This window comes from Leptolyngbya sp. 7M (genome assembly GCF_018128485.1).
In genome coordinates, this window is sequence record NZ_CP070897.1 from 5,284,237 (window position 1) to 5,302,088 (window position 17,852).

Annotated in this window: 21 protein-coding genes and 1 pseudogene; 10 read left to right on the forward strand and 12 right to left on the reverse strand. The window is 48.4% G+C overall.

Features of this window, described 5'->3' with window-relative positions; translation table 11 throughout:
• Nucleotides 1-149: 149 nt before the first annotated feature.
• Together JVX88_RS27575 and JVX88_RS27580 are read right to left on the reverse strand one after the other, a co-directional pair.
• Nucleotides 150-464, reverse strand: coding sequence for an STAS domain-containing protein (locus JVX88_RS27575; protein ID WP_211621767.1), 315 nt, complete (start codon nucleotides 462-464; stop codon nucleotides 150-152).
• Nucleotides 465-545: 81 nt separating this feature from the next.
• Entirely contained in the window at nucleotides 546-1,115 is a 570-nt protein-coding gene (locus JVX88_RS27580; RefSeq protein ID WP_211621768.1) for a 2'-5' RNA ligase family protein, read from the reverse strand.
• Nucleotides 1,116-1,305: 190 nt separating this feature from the next.
• Between JVX88_RS27580 and JVX88_RS27585 the strand changes: the two genes are divergently transcribed.
• Both JVX88_RS27585 and JVX88_RS27590 read left to right on the forward strand, forming a co-directional pair.
• Nucleotides 1,306-1,578 carry a hypothetical protein gene (locus JVX88_RS27585; RefSeq protein ID WP_211621769.1) on the forward strand — a complete coding sequence of 91 codons (273 nt, stop codon included), beginning with the start codon at nucleotides 1,306-1,308 and terminating at the stop codon, nucleotides 1,576-1,578.
• A gap of 71 nt (nucleotides 1,579-1,649) precedes the next feature.
• Entirely contained in the window at nucleotides 1,650-2,492 is an 843-nt protein-coding gene (locus tag JVX88_RS27590; RefSeq protein WP_211621770.1) for a glutamate ligase domain-containing protein, read from the forward strand.
• Between the two features lie 28 nt (nucleotides 2,493-2,520).
• Here the strand turns inward: JVX88_RS27590 and JVX88_RS27595 are convergent, their stop codons facing one another.
• A complete protein-coding gene (locus tag JVX88_RS27595; protein ID WP_211621771.1) occupies nucleotides 2,521-3,057 on the reverse strand; it encodes an NUDIX hydrolase in 537 nt (178 codons plus the stop codon).
• 181 nt (nucleotides 3,058-3,238) lie between these two features.
• On the opposite strand from JVX88_RS27595, the gene JVX88_RS27605 reads away from it, so the two are divergent.
• Entirely contained in the window at nucleotides 3,239-4,681 is a 1,443-nt protein-coding gene (locus JVX88_RS27605) for a WD40 repeat domain-containing protein (protein WP_225931750.1), read from the forward strand.
• Between the two features lie 100 nt (nucleotides 4,682-4,781).
• Here JVX88_RS27605 and JVX88_RS27610 read toward each other — a convergent pair whose 3' ends face one another.
• The gene (locus JVX88_RS27610) at nucleotides 4,782-5,258 is read right to left on the reverse strand and encodes a polysaccharide biosynthesis/export family protein (protein WP_211621773.1); all 477 of its coding nucleotides are present in this window, start codon (nucleotides 5,256-5,258) and stop codon (nucleotides 4,782-4,784) included.
• Nucleotides 5,259-6,631: 1,373 nt separating this feature from the next.
• On the opposite strand from JVX88_RS27610, the gene JVX88_RS27615 reads away from it, so the two are divergent.
• Together JVX88_RS27615 and JVX88_RS27620 are read left to right on the forward strand one after the other, a co-directional pair.
• Complete coding sequence (locus JVX88_RS27615) at nucleotides 6,632-8,128, forward strand: class I SAM-dependent methyltransferase (RefSeq protein ID WP_211621774.1); 1,497 nt, start codon at nucleotides 6,632-6,634, stop codon at nucleotides 8,126-8,128.
• A complete protein-coding gene (locus tag JVX88_RS27620) occupies nucleotides 8,109-8,603 on the forward strand; it encodes a class I SAM-dependent methyltransferase (RefSeq protein ID WP_211628895.1) in 495 nt (164 codons plus the stop codon). The genes JVX88_RS27615 and JVX88_RS27620 overlap by 20 nt, the downstream gene beginning before the upstream one ends.
• Nucleotides 8,604-8,680: 77 nt before the next feature.
• On the opposite strand, the gene JVX88_RS27625 is transcribed toward JVX88_RS27620, so the two are convergent.
• Nucleotides 8,681-8,959, reverse strand: a complete 279-nt coding sequence (locus JVX88_RS27625; RefSeq protein ID WP_211621775.1) for a hypothetical protein — start codon at nucleotides 8,957-8,959, stop codon at nucleotides 8,681-8,683.
• A gap of 397 nt (nucleotides 8,960-9,356) precedes the next feature.
• On the opposite strand from JVX88_RS27625, the gene JVX88_RS27630 reads away from it, so the two are divergent.
• The 3 genes from JVX88_RS27630 (at nucleotide 9,357) to JVX88_RS27640 (ending at nucleotide 11,232) form a co-directional block, all read left to right on the forward strand.
• The gene (locus tag JVX88_RS27630; protein WP_211621776.1) at nucleotides 9,357-9,842 is read left to right on the forward strand and encodes a hypothetical protein; all 486 of its coding nucleotides are present in this window, start codon (nucleotides 9,357-9,359) and stop codon (nucleotides 9,840-9,842) included.
• Nucleotides 9,843-10,106: 264 nt separating this feature from the next.
• Nucleotides 10,107-10,814: a hypothetical protein gene (locus JVX88_RS27635; protein WP_211621777.1), complete on the forward strand. Its 708-nt coding sequence runs from the start codon at nucleotides 10,107-10,109 to the stop codon at nucleotides 10,812-10,814.
• Nucleotides 10,815-10,836: 22 nt separating this feature from the next.
• On the forward strand, nucleotides 10,837-11,232 hold the full coding sequence (locus JVX88_RS27640) for a hypothetical protein (RefSeq protein WP_211621778.1): 396 nt from the start codon (nucleotides 10,837-10,839) through the stop codon (nucleotides 11,230-11,232).
• Nucleotides 11,233-11,315: 83 nt separating this feature from the next.
• Here the strand turns inward: JVX88_RS27640 and JVX88_RS27645 are convergent, their stop codons facing one another.
• The 4 genes from JVX88_RS27645 to JVX88_RS27660 form a co-directional block, all read right to left on the reverse strand.
• Entirely contained in the window at nucleotides 11,316-12,284 is a 969-nt protein-coding gene (locus JVX88_RS27645) for an AMP-binding protein (protein ID WP_211621779.1), read from the reverse strand.
• 369 nt (nucleotides 12,285-12,653) lie between these two features.
• Nucleotides 12,654-12,917: a hypothetical protein gene (locus tag JVX88_RS27650; RefSeq protein ID WP_211621780.1), complete on the reverse strand. Its 264-nt coding sequence runs from the start codon at nucleotides 12,915-12,917 to the stop codon at nucleotides 12,654-12,656.
• 18 nt (nucleotides 12,918-12,935) lie between these two features.
• On the reverse strand, nucleotides 12,936-13,466 hold the full coding sequence (locus JVX88_RS27655; RefSeq protein ID WP_211621781.1) for a hypothetical protein: 531 nt from the start codon (nucleotides 13,464-13,466) through the stop codon (nucleotides 12,936-12,938).
• 254 nt (nucleotides 13,467-13,720) lie between these two features.
• Nucleotides 13,721-14,596 (reverse strand): hypothetical protein, encoded by an 876-nt coding sequence (locus JVX88_RS27660; protein ID WP_211621782.1) that lies wholly within the window; start codon nucleotides 14,594-14,596, stop codon nucleotides 13,721-13,723.
• Between the two features lie 26 nt (nucleotides 14,597-14,622).
• On the opposite strand from JVX88_RS27660, the pseudogene JVX88_RS27665 reads away from it, so the two are divergent.
• Nucleotides 14,623-15,291, forward strand: a pseudogene (locus JVX88_RS27665) (citrate/2-methylcitrate synthase); the annotation flags it as partial.
• Nucleotides 15,292-15,300: 9 nt separating this feature from the next.
• On the opposite strand, the gene hpsU reads toward JVX88_RS27665, so the two are convergent.
• A complete protein-coding gene (gene hpsU / locus JVX88_RS27670; RefSeq protein ID WP_211621783.1) occupies nucleotides 15,301-15,933 on the reverse strand; it encodes a hormogonium polysaccharide biosynthesis acetyltransferase HpsU in 633 nt (210 codons plus the stop codon).
• Between the two features lie 12 nt (nucleotides 15,934-15,945).
• Complete coding sequence (locus tag JVX88_RS27675; protein WP_263975274.1) at nucleotides 15,946-16,233, reverse strand: hypothetical protein; 288 nt, start codon at nucleotides 16,231-16,233, stop codon at nucleotides 15,946-15,948.
• 50 nt (nucleotides 16,234-16,283) lie between these two features.
• Between JVX88_RS27675 and JVX88_RS27680 the strand changes: the two genes are divergently transcribed.
• Entirely contained in the window at nucleotides 16,284-17,204 is a 921-nt protein-coding gene (locus JVX88_RS27680) for a pyruvate kinase (RefSeq protein ID WP_211621784.1), read from the forward strand.
• 70 nt (nucleotides 17,205-17,274) lie between these two features.
• On the opposite strand, the gene JVX88_RS27685 is transcribed toward JVX88_RS27680, so the two are convergent.
• Nucleotides 17,275-17,838: an NADPH-dependent FMN reductase gene (locus JVX88_RS27685; protein WP_211621785.1), complete on the reverse strand. Its 564-nt coding sequence runs from the start codon at nucleotides 17,836-17,838 to the stop codon at nucleotides 17,275-17,277.
• Between the last annotated feature and the right edge of the window lie 14 nt (nucleotides 17,839-17,852).

Consider the following 17,852-nt stretch of genomic DNA (forward strand, 5'->3'; position numbering starts at 1 on the left):
ACACTTTCAGAAAACGCTACAGACTAAAACACTCAGCTAGGCTTTGCACGGAGTTACGGTTGTTACGGTTCAATTTGGATCGGATAGTTGATATTTGGATAGCTGCTGTTTGAATAGATGCCTACACCAAGAGCCGGTACTAGCATAAGCTACACCGATTGCTTAAACGCTTCACAGCTCGGAAATATTTTAAACACCTTGCTCATATTCGTCAGATCTAACAGCATTTTGACCTGATCGTTGATGCCGCAGAGCGAGAGTTGTCCACCGAGCAGCTTGGTCTGTTTCAGCGCCATGACTAGAGCACCTAAACCAGAACTATCCATAAACTCCACCGCAGTGCAATCTATCAAAATCACACGAGTTCCGGCCTTGAGCATCTCATCAATGGTACGACGTAGCTGCCCCCCATTCATTCCATCTAAAATACCGGACACTTGGATGATTTGCACTCTGGAATCCATATCTCAACTCTTGCCACTAGCACTGCCTTGCTTTAGATTCAGCTTCAAGTATGCCCGATCCGCAAAATTCCTTAACGATAGTCATAGGGCCGTAAAACGGTGAGCGAATGGAAATTCGGCCTGAATTTGCCAGCGGTGGCCATCATGAATCAGTAGGGTTAGTCGTTCTACCACAAACTGCCACTCGGCTTGGCGCGACCGCAATTCAGCCCAAGCTTGCCGAAAGGTCTGGCGAGTCACGTTGCGGGAAGCGACCGTCAGATGGGGCGCAAAAGGTCGTCGTTTAGCCATCGGATCCACGATGCCCAATTCAGTTTCTAGCTTGCGGCTAAGGGCAGTCTGCACGGTCAACAGCTCAGGCGTTGGTAAGACATTGATATAGAGCACCCGTGGCGCGAAGGCACCAAACCCTGACAGGTGGATCGGGATCACAGACTGGTGGCTGGCAAATGGAGCTAGATGGTTCTCTAGCGTGCTCACCTCGGCCCACAGAAAGGGCGGTTGTAGGGTGATGTGAGGTGGTGCCTTGGCGGCAGAGGTGCGGTAGCGCTGGCCTAGCTCCTCAATAATTGCGGCTGTATCTTGCTGTACCTCAACCGGAGGCAGCAATGCTATAAAAAATCGCTTTTGCCCTGCTTCGACCCCAATCATCTCTATTTCCAGCTCTTTTCGCCCACACTCTCACAATTTTTGCCGATGTCAACGGTTCTTTAGCGCAACCACTCCAGAATACAGTAGGCTTAATTATGCAAATACAGTAGGCTTAGTTATGCCGTTTTGATCGGATTTAGAATTCAGATTAAGCTACGGAGTGAGGTTACGCACCGAAGGTGATTAAGGAGTGGACGTTCAACCAAATCAATTAGAGTCTGTAGTCCTCCAGATTGGAGAAGCTGTGTTGGCGACGACCGAAGCCGTGGATCGCCTAGCCACTCAGGTCGATGCGCTGGCCACTCAAGTGCAACAGCAGGGATATCAAATTTTTGCGCTGAGCGATGCGGTCCAAACCCTGGCAGAAAATCATGATAGTGCACTGGAGCGCTTGGGCCAATTAACCGATACGTTGCAGCGTCTAGTCGCAGCGGTCGAAGAAACTGACCGGCCAGCAGGTTAGCGCAGATTAGCAACTATCAAGCCCGCGAACTGACCACTGACTCGCTTGAGGATCTTGCGCGGGTAAAATCGGTGATCCCGCGGGCCGTAAGTAAGAACGGATATGCTGTCTTGAATGCAGAGGATCCGCTGGTGTACAAGATGAAGGAGTTGGTAGATGGCCGCGTCGTCTGTTTTTCGATGGATGAGAATAATCCGACGATAAAGCGGCGTGCCGAACGCGGCCGCGTTTCGTGCGTCTATGAGAATGGCTATGTCACGATCCTCAAAGGTAAATGGAAGGTTCGAGTGGAGAAGGCCAGCAATATTCCGCTAACGTATGGCGGCCGTGCGGAATTTATGATCCAGAACGTGCTTGCGGCAACGCTTGCCTGTTTTGTTCACGGGATCTCGATCGAAGACATTCGGGTTGGTCTGACAACCTTCAATGCCGGAACCGCGCAAACGCCCGGACGACTCAACTTCATTGAGGTCGGGAGTTGTACGGTGCTTATGGATTATGCTCACAACCCGGCAGGTTTCAGCGGATTGGTGAACTTTATTTCCAAACTGCCGAACAAGTATCGCACCGTCGTGATAAATGTCCCAGGTGATCGTCGCAATGACGATATCAGAGAGATGGGCGAGATAGCAGGAAACAATTTTGACCGTATTGTGATCCGCGCGGGACACTACCTTCGTGGGCGCGACGCTTCTGATATCGCAGCTCTGATCCAGGAAGGGATCAATAGAACCGGTAAGGAACCGCAGGTTCGTATTATTCCGGAGAGCCGCGACGCAATTCAGCACGCGATAAAATACGCCCGCAAGGGTGAACTCGTGGTTACGCTGGCTGACATTGTCCCTGACGATATCTCTCACGTACAGGAGATACGGGATCAGATCCTTAAGAAACAGCAAGCGACGGAAGTATGAGATCAAGATCATCTGCTCTTCGGTAGATTCAGGAACTCGCAATAGCCGGATGCGTGGAGGCTAGCAGAATACCAACGATGGTCTTAGCATCTTCGATCTCGCCGTTTTGGATCATTTCGAGGAGGGCAGGGAATGAATGTCGTTCGATTGTGAGGATCTCGTCTGCTTCTAAATTCTGCTTTGTTTCGGTGAGATCTGTTGCCAAAAACAAGTACATTTTTTCGGTTAAGAAACCGGGCGAGACGTAAAATTCCGAGAGCTTTTCTATCTTGCCTGCGGTTACGCCGATCTCTTCTTCAAGCTCACGTTTTGTACCGTCCAGCGGATCTTCACCAGCTTCGAGCGTTCCGGCGGCAAGTTCAAGCAGATATTTCCCAGCCGCGTGCCGATACTGCCTTACAAGAGCAATCGTTCCATCGGCAAACACCGGTAAGATCACCGCACTCCCGCGATGAACGATTATGTCCCGCTCATATCTAACCTCACCTTCGCGGATTTTATCCACGCGAATATCAAAAACCTTTCCGGTGTAAATTGTTTTGGAAGAAAGAATCTCGGGTTTCACGCAACAAGTCTATCGCAGAACGAAGACGAAAACACGTGAATAAGAATTGTAGTAAAATTTGCACAAGTGATAGATGATAGATGAGAAATGAAAAATATCGGGTCTTCGTAGTCCTAAATCGGGTGTGGGCTACAGACACGGCGTTCTAATGACGTGGCAGAACTTGGTACAACATGAATAAATTTCGAGGAATTGGGTCAAATCGGTCGCCTTCAGCCCAGACGGAAGCTGGATTGCCAGCGGCAGTAGCGATCACACAATCAAACTCTGGCAGGTTGAAACCGGGCAATGCCTTAAAACCTTACAAGGCCATCAGGAGACGGTTACTGCTGTTGCCTTCAGCCCAGATAGCCAAAAGCTTGCCAGCTCTAGCTACGATCAAATGATCAAACTATGGGATATATCCTCTGGCGAATGTATCCGTACATTGCAAGGACATAGTAATCGCATCTGGTGGGTGACGTTCAGTCCAGATGGTCAATCCCTAGCCAGCGGTGGCGATGACCATGCGGCTCGTATCTGGGATCTTCAGACCGGTAGGTGTAGTAAAACCTGGAGAGGGCATACCAATGGCATTCTCTGTTTGACGGCCAATACCACGCAGCACCTGCTCGCCAGCGGTCACGAAGATGAAACGATCCAACTCTGGCATATCCAGACTGGCGAAATCCTTAGAACCTTGCGGGGTCACACGCATCGAGTTTGGTCTGTGGCATTTGCGCCCCAAGCTCTGGTTCAACCTCTACTCGCTAGCAGCAGTGGCGATCGCACCGTCAAACTTTGGAACTGGCAAACCGGGCAATGTCTCAATACCCTACACGGCCATACAAGCTGGATCTGGTCAGTCATGGTTAGCCCAAACGGAGACCAGATAGTTAGCAGCAGCGTTGATGGCTCAATTAAACTATGGGATACTCATACCGGCCACTGTATTAGAACTCTACAAGAACATAAAGCTGGTGTGGTCAAAACCATATTCGGTCCGAACAGGGAGACTTTAATCAGCGGCAGTTTTGATCAGACAATCAAGATTTGGGATACTGCTACGGGCGCTTGTTTGAACACTCTAGAGGGACATCAAGGTACAGTTTGGTCAATTACTTTTCACCCCCAGAATCAACAGTTAATTAGCTGTAGTTTTGATAAAACAATTAAAATCTGGGCTATTGAAACAGGTGAATGCTTACGTACCTTAACTGGACATCAAGCGGCGATTATATCCATTACTCTTAGTGCGGGCGGTCAATATTTAGCAAGTGGCGGCTTTGATCAAACAGTAAGATTATGGGATCTACAGTCTGGTGAATGTATTCAGATCCTGGAAGGTCATACTGGCATTGTCACAAGTGTCCTCTTTTTGCCAACGGTTGATCAACTTGATGAGCAGAATCAGCCTGATTTGACGCTTCTTCCCCAACCTGACGCTAGCGAAATCCTGGTTAGCAGCAGCTATGACGAAACAATCAAATTTTGGGACATCACTACTGGAACCTGCCTCCATACCTTACGGACGCCTCGCCCCTACGAAGGCATGAATATTACCGGAGCCACAGGTCTGACCGAAGCCCAACGAACCACCTTAAAGGCACTGGGTGCCTCAGAGTCAGGCTCGCGTTTTGGTTGAGTTGCTCAAACAGCTTATTTTAGGTTTAGCGAAGCCTTGATTTGAGTTGAAAAAAAACCAGATCAATCCTTGCCTCGATCATTCCTTATGAAAAACTCAGCTAGGTTTCACAATTGTTGCCTAACTTAGAAAGGTGAACTCTAGGAGGATCGGTTGTTGTGAGACTGAATCTGAAACTGAATCTGAAACTGATCAAGCTAACGGTTACAATCGGGTTTCGCAAGATCCGCCGCTGGGAGTACTGCGCGGCAATCGCGCTGGCAGCCTGCTCAAGCGTCATTCCTCGAATATATACACTACCAACCACAGGAAGGTTGAGTGTACCATCCACAAGAACAGTGTTCTCACCACTGTATTGGGTTAGCTTAAAGATGTCGATTCTAATTTGATCCCCTGCCCCTAAGGTATAGGGGTCCTCCGCCCTCGAAGAAGTAGTTTCTCTTTGCAGTGAACCAGTTGGCAGAGTAGCTGAAGCAATGGCTGGACTCAAGCAAAGACAACTCACACCAAAACTCACACCAAAGGTTCCCACCAATCCAATTTTATAAATATTTAATACTAGAGAGCTGATCTGCATTGTGTCTAATAGTGCTATATAAATTCATGCGTATGCAAAAAACTCTTTTGCTAAAAAATAATACATGCCGTCTAATCAGGACTCCTTAAAAAAGACAAACCGCCAAAGACTCTCTAACACAGAATCCAATATACAGTGACCTCGGCTCTATTCAGAACCCTAATCATCGCCACCTGATTCCGGCTAACTTTTTGTGAGATTTACACTATAGCAACTCAAATTGCCAAATGGATACCTATTACTCATTTCGTTATTTGGAGCACAGTTGAGAGCAGCACCAAGATTTGGGCCACCTTCTATTAAAGTATTTTAATATACTGGACTTGTGCGGATACTCAGGTATACTGAGTTAAGTACATTCCCATAAAATTCTTTCAAAATTATTAAAATGATCGAGATGATTGAGAAAAAAGTTAATCATGATAGAATTGCGTCTGTGTTTACAACTAGGGTGCAAGTCGTGAATGATTCTCAGATCCAGGTCTTCAGCTCAGCTGCGATCCAACCTACTGATCAATTCTTTTACACACGAATGGTATTACGGTTTTAGCAGGCGTTGATTTTAGACGTGGGCTACGTCGGAGTAATGCTTTGCCATTCAGCTCTTGGGGCTAGAGCAAGGATGATATTTTACTAAGCAAGATTAGCAATCAAGCGTTCGAATTTGTTTTGTCTTTGGACCAAATGGCACGGTTTGTATACTGGCAGCTTACTTGTAGTCGATGTCGCATGTAGTTTGATTGGATATCTGGGAAATTCTCACCTACAGCAAGTCAGGATTGTGTGTTGTGCAATCAGCAGCCAACCGTACACAATTGTCTTTCGAGTAATTTTGGTCACGACTGGGAATTTATTTCTATGTACTTGAGAGATCAGTTTTGAATCATTAATGTTGAGGTATATGGCTATGGGAGTATTAGGTCGATAGCAATCCTCAACGCCCTAATCCCACATCTATTGCAGATAGATTCTTATCACTATCAAATGATTGGGGTTGATCTAGCTGCCTTTTTTTCACGAGCGAATATTCCGTTTGTGCGGAGATTAGAATGAAAGAGTAGACGCTTTTTTATATATGTTCAATGATAGAAAATAGGCATTGGGTTGTATTCAATACTAATGTTTTCGATCTAGTGCAGATGTGCATTAGCACACCATTAGTCACATTAGGGTTTATTGATCGTTGGGAAAGTCAGAACTCGAGCAGTTACTTGAAAATTTAGCAACTGTTGGGATCTATAAGGATCTGGATTAAGGGCAATTAACTTTAAGGTAGGCATTCGCGGGTTTGCAATGGCTTTTTCTCAGTTGCTCATAGGCAACATGACTGCATCTGCGCAATCCTCTACCTTTCTGGTCAAGCAGCGCTAGTGATGGTGCTGGGTGTGATAGGATTAGCCACCTTTGCACTCAGCACTTTCTTTCCTAATCTAACTGCTGGCGGCTACAGACGCATTGGCGATAGCCTGACGGCAGGCATATCGTACACCATTAATTCACCGTACACCATTGATTGTATGAATCCTTTAATCGATTCCTTCCATGCCATCGTTGCTCAAGATCAAGTTGATTCTATGAATCCTGCCATTGATTCTCTCGATGCTATCGTGCACCAATACGAAGCAGCGCCCTATCCAGCTACTCCGATTGATCAACCACTTCAGCCGGAACCGAGTAGGCTGTATCAGCAGTGCATGCCAACGCCCTATTATTTACAGCATCGCCGAGTGGTGAGTTCTCAGGGCAGGACGATTTTGGACGTGGGTTGCGGCAGTGGGCTAACAACCCTGACGCTAGCACTTGCCAATCCAGGCGCGCGAGTAATTGGTGTGGATGTTTCGCCTGCTTCAATTGCGGTGGCTCAACAGCGGCTATCGCACCTGAATGATGGACAAATCGAGTTTCATGTGCTGGCGGCAGAGGAGTTGCCGCAACTGGGCCAGAAGTTCGACTACATTAATTGTGACGAAGTTTTATATTTACTGCCCGATCCAGTCGTGGCGCTGCAAACCATGAAAGCCGTTCTCAAGCCGGACGGAATTATTCGCGCCAATCTCCATAGCGTCATTCAACGGCAGCATTTTTATCGCGCTCAAAAAATGTTTGAGCTGATGGGATTGTTTCATGAACAGGCGGGTGAACTGGAAGAGAACTTGGTACGAGAAACCATGAAGGCTATGCCCAACTGGGTTGATCTGAAGGAAAAAACCTGGACGCCGGAAGCAGATGGTGAAGTCAGCGATCAGGTGATTCGGATGAACTATTTGCTGCAAGGCGACAAAGGCTATACCATTCCCGATCTGTTTGCGATGCTGACAGCAGCAGACTTGCACTTGATTGAAATGGTGAACTGGCAGCAGTGGAATCTCAAGCCTTTGTTTGGCTCCTCGGAGGAAATGCCCGCCTTTATTGGCTTGAGTTTACCGACCCTATCCTATGCCCAGCAGCTTCAGCTTTTTGAGCTGATTCACCCCATTCATCGCCTGCTAGATTTCTGGTGCACTCACACTGAAGTTCAAGCGGCTGCACCAATGCCGTTTCACCAAAATTTACCCGATATTCATGCTAGCGATCGGGTTTATTTACATCCCCATTTGCAAACAGCTACCGTTCGCGAGGCGATTGAGCAAGCTGCTGAGCGCAATCGTCCGCTGATGATGGACCAGTTTCTGGAAATTTTGGGAGCAAGAACGATCGAAATTGATGGCAACCTCGCTGCTTGTCTGTTACCGCTGTGGCAAGGGCCGCAAACGGTTGAAGTCATCACCCGACGTTGGCAACAGATCAGATCCCTGCACCCTTGCACCTTGGAGCCAGTTTCTCAGCAGCAGGCATTCCAAGACGTGACCGATTTGCTCTCGGTCACCTGAAGAGCAGCGAGTTAACGTTTACCAGGCCGATATCACGCAGCCGCTCGACTTTGCCGATGATGGCAGCTTCGATCTGGTGCTATGTCCGCTTGTGTTGGACAACATTGCCGATTGGCATCCAGTGTTTGCCGAATTCTTTCGGGTTTTGCGTTCTGGTGGCAGGTTTGTTTTCTCCTGCGGCAATCCCACCGCAGATTTCATCTATACCCAAAGCAAGCAATTAACGCCGGGTAATTACTTCGAGGTGGAACAATTCACAATGGAGTGGCATGGGTTTGGTGAACCCTATCCGGTGCTGACCTCCTATCGGCGCTCTTGGCAGGCGGTGTTAAATCCATTGATTGAAGCTGGTTTTGTACTAGAGCGGATTCTGGAACCGCAACCAACCGAGCAATTTCGTCTAACCGATCCGGTTGGTTACGCGAAATTAATGTGCGAACCGGGTTTCTTGTGTATGCGTGCTCGTAAACCATGAGCTAGTTCCTTGTGTGACCGAACGGGAATGTGTCCGGTAAAAGGATTATTCGTAAATCTTTTATTCAAATCTCTTTTTTAAGTGTCACTTAATTTCTCAATAGTGTTGATGAATTGAATTGCTCGATGTTTATTCGATGCTCTCTCAACCATTGGATCAGTAAAAGGTTCATCTCTTTGCGCTTCTAGGGGTGGTGGTAAGACTTCTGGCACTCCTGCATTGAATAATTCTTTGTTGGCATTGATCCAGGAACGGTAGTGGCGTTGCTCAATCTCAAGATCATCTAATTTATCAAACGGCCATCTAATCAACGGTTTTGCATTGGCGTCGAGGTCGTAAGGATGGAGTAAGGACACCTTATCGTATGGGATGTAATTCAATAAAGCTAAAACGTTTTTCTGATCCGGCTAAGGAAACTTAATATATTCAAATAAGTAGGTGAGCATAATTGAACATAAAACCCAAAACCCTGTGCCGCCCGCGGCACAGGGTTTTGAATCTGGTTTTTAATTATGCCGAGGTACTTAAAACACGTTGCTCAAAGCCAATACAGTACTGCGGTAGTTGCTTTGTAAACTTTTTTTGATTCATCCTGATATCTCTAAATTAAGCTGAATTTTGATCAAATTGCTTACTCAGTCATACTTGTTAGTAAAGTTTATCATATTGGAATACTATGCCAAAACCTATCAAGCAATTCTGAGTTTATAATAAAGAGTTGAATAAAAGATCGATTTGTATATGAAATTTAGTATGAAAAATTCGCCTGTTTCTACTGGCAAAACGAAAGCTGCCCTGCGTTCTCTAGCTAATCCTAATCAAAATTCCTATCAGGTCGGTGTTGCCAAAGCTAATATCACTCCATCCGATTGGCAAAGCCGCACCTACTGGCTGGCTGGGTTTAATGCCGACCGTCCGGCCAACCGCGTTAACGATCCGCTCTACGCCCGTGCGATGGTGGTGGATGATGGTACTACGCCCTTAGCAGTTGTGACGCTCGATTTAGTCGGACTCAGTGCTCCTGATGTCCAGCGGGTGCAAAAGGCGATTGCAGCCAAGGTGCCCCAGTTGGCCAACCGAATTCTGGTTCACGCTACCCATACTCACGCCAGCCCCGATACGATTGGCCTCTGGGGAGGCGTGTCAGTTGCGCTTCGGCCAGCTGCAGTTTGCTTCGCAAGGACAGGATTTGCTGATTCAATGGCGGGGTCGTTCCCTTGCCCGATTGATGGGTGTTGAGGAGGTGTCTGCCTCTGATTTTGTAGCAATTGCGATTCGCGACTGAGATGAGCTGCCACAGACAACTTCTGGTACTTACCGGTTCCCCTTTGTCGGATAGCTCTAATGTCGGGTTGTACTGTCGGACTTTGTAACCAATTCCTGAATACAGGACAAAATATTGTAATAAGATAAAGATTCTTCAAAGCACTCTGGAGTAAACATAGCTCCAGGCTAACTTCTAGGTAGTCTATAAGGACAAATAGCCACTTCACACAGTTGCATATGGATGACAACAAGATATTGTTTGATTACTGGCACGAGCGAGTTCGGCTGAAAAACTATGAGTTAATTGCGGCTCCTGAACATGTTCAAACTCAAAGGTTACGCCACGACTGTACTAACTATGATGAACTCTGGCGTAGCCCCGCGGTTCAACGCTTGAATGAGCCAGAGCGCAGCAAAATCATTGCGATCATTAAGTACGAATGTACAGCCAAAGTTTTACAACATCGAGCTGGTTGTCTCCGAGATCGAGCGCATGAGCTTGAAAAAGCTTGTTACGAACGAGATCAACAAAAATCAAAGTTACTGAATCTGATCAAAACCTTGCAGGAGAAGCTATTCGGTAAGGATAAAGAGATCCGGCGACTAGAAACACGAATTGCGTCTCTTGAGGCTGAAACTGAAGCCCTGCAGACTGAGGCTGAGAACGGCAAGGCTGAGGCAGAATTGCAGGCAGAGCTAGAACAACTCAAAAAACGCTACGATGCTGTTGAGAAGCGGAGACAGGAATTAGCTCAAAACAACAAAAGCTTAGGGGGCAGAGTTGCTCATACAAAGCGGTATAAACAGCAGAGGGATGAAGCAAGAGCATTAGTAGAGCAGCGGCAGACACAAATTACGACTTTAATCCAGGAGAATCAAGATCTCCGTGTGGAGAATGAACGGCTTCGTGAAGAACTGAAACAAATCCAAATAAGAAAGTCCTAAGGTTAGGGCATTCAATGTAGTTATGAAACTTCAAGAGCTGAAAGCCAAAGTTTATGAGCTAGCTGAGGTCAATAATACTCAGCAACTGAAGGCAAAGTATGAGGAAATCGAGGCGCTTGATATGCGCCGAAAAAACTCATGGCAACAGGCTCTTGCTCTTGTTCAGCAGCGGAGAAATGAGTTTGAGAAGTGGCTAGAAAATCCTCCTGAGGAATACAAAGCTCTGTTTGCAGAAATTATAGAAGCCTCACAAAACTATGATCAAAAATCGGCAGAAGCGAAACAGCTAGCACAAGAAGTATTATCGGTAGCAAATAGTCTTGAAGAATTGGCAGAGGAATATCAAGGCGGAGCAGATCAATTAGAACGAGAGGTTAAAGAAGCTCAACGGATTTCAAGACAAGCTGAACTAAACTGAACCTTAGCATCAAGTGATAGCTGGTCAAATCGCTGCACTAAAAAGATGCACTAAAAGAGTAGTAGAAGCCTGATTAACCCCGATTAGAGGCAAGCCAACCTGAACAACTCAAGCCAACCTGAACAACTAGGGATAACTGACCAAACTGTTGTTTCTGTTGGTCCGTACATATGCCACAGAGAACCACCTTTGGCCAGCAGTTGATTCGCTAACGAGCGCGGCAGAGCTTCTCCGCCGCAAAGCATTTTGAGGCGGTTATTGCCTTGCCAACCTGCTGCCAAAACCAGTTGCCAAGTAGCCGGTGTTGCTTGCACAAAAGTGACATCCGGCTCAGACAAGAGTTCAGCCAGTTGGGCAGCATCGGATGACACGTTCTGAGGAATTAGGCGAATTCGAGCACCCGTTACTAAAGGCAGATAGAGATCGGGAACCGCCATGTCAAAGGAGATGGTGGTGATCGCCAGCAGCGTATCTTCGTGTGTTAATCCTGGTTCACGCTGCATTGAATGCAATAGATTGACCACAGAACGGTGGGTGATTTGCACACCTTTGGGCTTACCGGTAGAGCCTGACGTGTAGATGGTGTAGGCCAGGTGGTCGGGGGCCACGCTACTGGTAGGATTTTCTTTGCTGAGCTGGCTGATGATGGGCCAATCTGTGTCGATGCAAACAACTTGAACTTTTTCAAGCGTCGGCAATTGGCTGAGGAGTTGCTTCTGAGTGATAAGAACAGGAAGCTGAGAATCTTCCAGCATGAATTCTAAGCGGTCCTGAGGATAGTTAGGGTCAAGCGGGATGTATGCCCCGCCTGCTTTAAGAATCCCTAAAAGACCAATGAACATAGTCAATGACCGTTCAACACAGATGCCAACTAACGTCTCGGGCTGAACGCCTAACTCTTTGAGGTAGTGGGCTAGTTGATTGGCTTTCTCATTCAGTTCCCTGTAAGTCAGCTGCTCCTGTTGAAAAATTACTGCTGTTGCATTAGGAGATTTTTCTACCTGACGTTCGATTAACTGAGGGATTGAGTGATCTTGAAAACCTGTGACCATGATGTTCTCCATGCTGTCTGAGAAGCGACACGAAATAGGCACACATCTACGTAATACATAAGTTCAGCGTGCCCGCTTGTGCATCATATAAAACATAGTTTTTCAATTTTTAAGTAGCTTTACATAAGAAGCTAATTTTGTTAGTTTGATGCAAGGCGATTGCGCCTAAGATTCTGATTTTCAGGTCTAACTTGAGATAAACTAATTAAAGTTATATTTAATACATTAAATTGAGATTTAACTAGCTTAATTAAACAATTTACTATTTCTAGGCTGGCCTATAGACCTTATCTTGAGTGCAAACTCAGTTTCTAAACGCCTCAAAGCACACAGCCATCTTGCAGCAGGCCAGATGCTCATACTCTGAATTTAATTGGGTTGAATCGCTGCGTAGAGTGGCAATGGTCTGCAAAAGCTAAAAACAAAGGTTAAAAACACTGTTATAATCACTCGCAGTTTGGCGTGAGTGAGCATGAAACTAAAGTTTTCATCGATTGGCATTTTTTTATCGGTTTGCTTTGTCGTTCTGGTTGCAACTATCCAGCCTGGACGCCCTGAGCTATCCAGAACTGAAAATCTGCTGCCTCCTGCACTATCTGTACCGACTGCACCGAACTCTGCCGGTTTGGGCATTCCGCTGGGCTGTGCGATTCAGCCAGAACGCCATCCTGTCAAGCCACCGGTATCCCCTGCCAGACCCGTCCAGGTGGAAAACAGAAATGCGGGTTGATTGGCTGCCGTTTCTCCCAGCGTCATGACCAAACTAAACTCTGGTGTCAGCGCCAGACAAAACTGCTCGGCTGCCAAGGGATCATCGGGACGTAGCGGTAGGGTAGGAATTTCTTTCCAGGGAACCTCTGGTTTGTGCTCAGCGGCTGGCAAAAGCTGCACGACTTCTCCCGGTGCACCCACCGTAAACACCCAGGTAGCAATTTGATCCATCCAAGCGGCCTGCTGCAACACCGGAAACGGGCCAGAGAGCAGCAATCCCGTCACAGGCGGTGTATTTTGGCTACCCTGAGGTGCGCTATTGAGCGTAGTAGACTCAGACTCGACCCCCTGCTGCAATAAGCCATTGAGGGCCGCAACCGCTCCTGCCCATTCCCGCTCGGCTTTGAGGCGCTGCTGAGCCGGAAATTGGTGCGATTGATTGTCCTGAATGGGGTGCTGATTTTGCTCCAACCCACTCAGGCTCAAGATTTCACTTAATGTTGGTAGATACCACTTATACACGAGACTGCATCGACTCTGTTGCAATAGTCTAGGCGTAGAAAGAGGCTTAGAATGCGCTCTACTACGACAATACTGGTATCTGTAGAGTTGCAACAAGCTCAAAACCGAACCAACCGATTCGCGATCTCCCCCTTAACTGGCTCTGTTAATTATTGTTCAGATTGTTCAGATTCTATAGGGCAAGACACTTATGGTGATGCGGCCTATCGGGTTTTGACACGCAGATTCCTGTCGAGATTGTCATAGCCAGCTACAAAACCATTCTTGAAGTTGATGCTGCTGCTGCCGTAGTAAAAAGTTTCAGAGCAGGCTGAATTATCGAGTAGCACCTGAGTTGGAGTACCCTGAACCCGCAGAATCTCCTCTCGACTGGAGTCCAGCGTCCAGACGTTACCCGCGCCCTCGTTGCCGCTCAAGATTGGCACAACCCGTACTCGAAGATTGCCACCTTCGTTGCTATAGCCAGTGACCCGCTGCTTGGTTAGTTCAACGGTGCTGCTGCCGTAGTACAGCGTTTCCCGATCTGAGTAGTCATAGTTGACGATCCGGGTAGGAGTTCCTTGAATTTGAAAAACATCTTCCTTGGTCGAACCTAGGTTCCAGGCTGAACCACTGCGGGCTGAAGGAGGTGGTTCTGTTTCAGAGACCTTGAATTTGCGGTCGAAGTCTTCGTACTGGGTCACCATACCATTACTCAGCTCGATCCTGCTTTTGCCATAATGGAGAACTTCTTTGCACATTGAATCATAGCGATCGACTTCAGTTGGCGGGCCTTGCAGTTTGAGGACCATTGCCCGGCGAGAGCCAATGCCCCAGAGGTTTTTCGTAGCGGCAGGTTGGTCGGCAGCAGCGGCTGAGCGATTTTGGGCATAGGTCAAATTGTTCTGATACTCAGTAATTTTGGCGAGCGCCACGGCATGGTTAGCGTCTGAGCGAGGAACCGCCTGCATCAGCTTCACGGCTTCTTGCCACCAGTTGGCTACCTGCTGCCATTCTTTAGCTGATTGGGCCGTTTGAGTTAGTTCTGCGGCACTCATCGCTCGATTCACGGCCCAGCGAAATGCTTCAGACCTAGGCACTTGCTCGCTGGTTTCTAGCTCCCGATCCGCTGGCCGCCCATATTTTTGATGTTTGTCTAACGCTACACGCGGAACATACCATCAATGCCTCGACATTCTCGGCGATGGTTACGGCTTCCACCCTGACCGATCCCTATGGCGTAGTTGCCTCGGCAGTTGGCACCTTGGCTGGACCACTGCATGGCGGTGCTAACGAAGAAGTGATCTGGATGCTAGAGGAAATCGGTTCGATTGATAACGTCGAGCCGTACCTGGACGATTGCTTGCAGAAAAAAGCCAAAATTATGGGCTTTGGGCACCGAGTCTATAAGGTGAAGGATCCGCGAGCGATTATTCTGCAAGAGCTAGCCGAACAGTTGTTCGAGAAGTTTGGCCGCGATGAATATTACGACATCGCCGTAGCCCTAGAACAAGCCGTTGAGGAACGCCTGGGTCACAAAGGCATTTACCCCAACGTCGATTTCTATTCGGGTCTGGTGTATCGCAAGCTGGGGATTCCGACAGATTTATTCACGCCCGTGTTTGCGATTGCTCGCACCGCTGGCTGGCTGGCCCATTGGAAAGAGCAGTTGGCTGAGAACCGCATCTTCCGCCCAACTCAGATCTATACTGGCGACCGCAACATGCCCTATGTGCCGATCGAAAAGCGCCAGTCGGCTCAAGATCAGGCCCTGCTTGGCATGGTCACTGGCTAGAGAACTGGGTTACAAATTCGATATCTGCCTGAAATAGCGGGGCTGACAGGGGCTACCCCAGCACACCTGCTGATTTGGCATGTCTCGCAGGACGGTACTGCGTGCCCCAATCACCGCATTGGCTCCGATTTGCACTCCGGGCGCAACAAAACAATCCGTCGCAATCCAGGCTCCATTGCCGATAATAATCGGAGCGGTTTTCAGTCCAAAGGCCGGATCCTGGAGGTGGTGACTGCCGGTACAGAGGTAGGTTTTCTGAGAAATGACGCAGTGCTGCCCGATCGCAATTCGGTCGAGACTGTAGAGCACCACATCATCGCCAATCCAGCTATAGTCGCCAATGCTGACGTTCCACGGATAGGTAATGCGGGCAGTGGGACGAATGCTAACACCCCGACCGATTTTGGCTCCAAACAGACGCAACACCGCTACCCGCCAGCGATGAGCTGAATGGGGCGTCAAGGGGAACACAATTGCCTGCACCAGCCACCACAGTAAAATCACTGCACCGGGTCGTCCTCGGTCAAACCAGGACTGATCGTAGCGCCGCAGATCGACCAAGGCCGGAGCATTAGGATCGAAGCAGAACTGAGGATGATCGCGATCGCTGAGGCAAGGCGGCTGGGAATTAGTGAATGTCATAGGTGAGTTCAATCAAGCTTCGGGCTGGGGAATGGGATCGAGCGAGGCAGGGGTTGCAGCTATCGGAGCCGGATCAGTGACTCGATCCAGATCAGTCGCCTTATTTAGACGACCGCCGTATTGCAGCTCGTAGAGCTTGACGCCAATTTGATATTCGTATTGGCTCAGCAGCCGCGCGTAGATGTAGCCTGCTTTGCCGTCTAAAAAGCCTAAACGCAGCACATAGGCTAGGAAAAATCGCAGTGTTGGTTTGAAGGGGAGCCGCACCCAAATTTTCTTGAGAAAACGCTTCCGCTGCACTGAACTATGTAGCCTTATCCTTTGTCCGCACCGCCGAGGATTGCCGTGTGGTGAAAGAAAGGATAAAGGAGCTTAACCAACGCAAGCTCGGGCGTGCACTGCTAGTTGCAAAGATAGAAAAAGCAGAGGCGATCGAGAATCTAGACGCCATAATTGCAGAGACCGATGGTGTAATGGTCGCACGCGGCGACCTGGGTGTTGAAACATCGGTCGAGCATGTACCTGTCTATCAGAAACGAATAATTGAGCGGGCGGTCGCTAACGACCGATTTGTGATAACGGCCACACAAATGCTCCAATCGATGATCGACAACCCTCATCCGACACGAGCAGAAGCGTCCGATGTCGCAAACGCAGTCTGGGACGGCACGGATGCGGTGATGCTTTCTGCGGAGACCGCAACCGGAAGCTATCCAGTGGAAACGGTCAAGACAATGGCACGCATCATAGATGCCGCGGAGACTATAAAGCCGGACCAATTGAAGAAGCCGGTCAAGTTCAGCCAGCCCCCGACCAGGCGTACAAGCCAAGCTCTATGCAAGGCAGCTGCTGCAGCCGCAAAAGAGATCCAAACCGAGAAGATCGCTGTATTTACCGAATCGGGACTGATGGCAAGAAGACTATCATCGTTCCGCTCCGGCCTTCAGACCTTTGCTCTTACCACCTCACCGGATGCATGCAGCCAACTTGCCCTGATCTGGGGCGTGATCCCTCTATACGACGAGAAACTGAACGTAAGCGGACAGGATGCCGCGATCGGTGAAGGTACTATGATGGATCTGATGCGTTCTGAGAGCGATGCAACCGAGGAAATGCTTAAGACCGGGGAACGAACACTGCTCGAAGCAGGAGCGGTCAACGATGGTGAGACGATAGTTATGCTTGCGGGAAGACTCTCGGGACTCGGCCTCTCAAGCTCGGTCGTAGTCTGGACAATAGGTGAAACGGTCCCGCTGCAGGAATCCCGATAGTTGAGCGTGAACGCTCGTCAGCATCACACGTTCACCGTGTTAATGGATTAAATACGATTAAAATTAGCGACTATCCGAGATTTTCCCGGCCCCAGCGAAGAGATTTAGCCATCCAAACCAATTCATTCAGGAACCGTTCCGCCCGCTTGTGATAAGCGTCGTCCAGGATATTTCCTTGCTCGTCAAAGAGCTTGCCGACACGCGGAAAATGCAGATCAGTAAAAGTAACCGCAAGGCCAAGTTCCCTTACTACAGGCAGCAAAGATTCTATGACCCGCGTTCCCCCAAATGGCCCGGCCGAAACGCCAACGAGAGCAACCGCCTTATGTATGTATTCCTTCAGCAGCAGATCAAGAACACTTTTGAGCACTCCGGGGTAACCGTGATTATATTCCGGTGCGACAATCACAATTCCATCTGCACGTATCACGGCCTCACGCCACTCAGGGAAATGATGCCCCACCTCCGTGCCATAATGATCGCCGGGCAGTTCAAAATCACGAACGTCGAAATAGACAGATTCGAGATCCTCCCGTTCCTCGATCTTCGTTAGAACCCATTTTGCGACGTGTTCACTCTTCCGATCCCTTCGGTTCGTACCGAGCAGGACCGGAAGAAATAGCTTCTCGCTCATAAATACTTAGGATC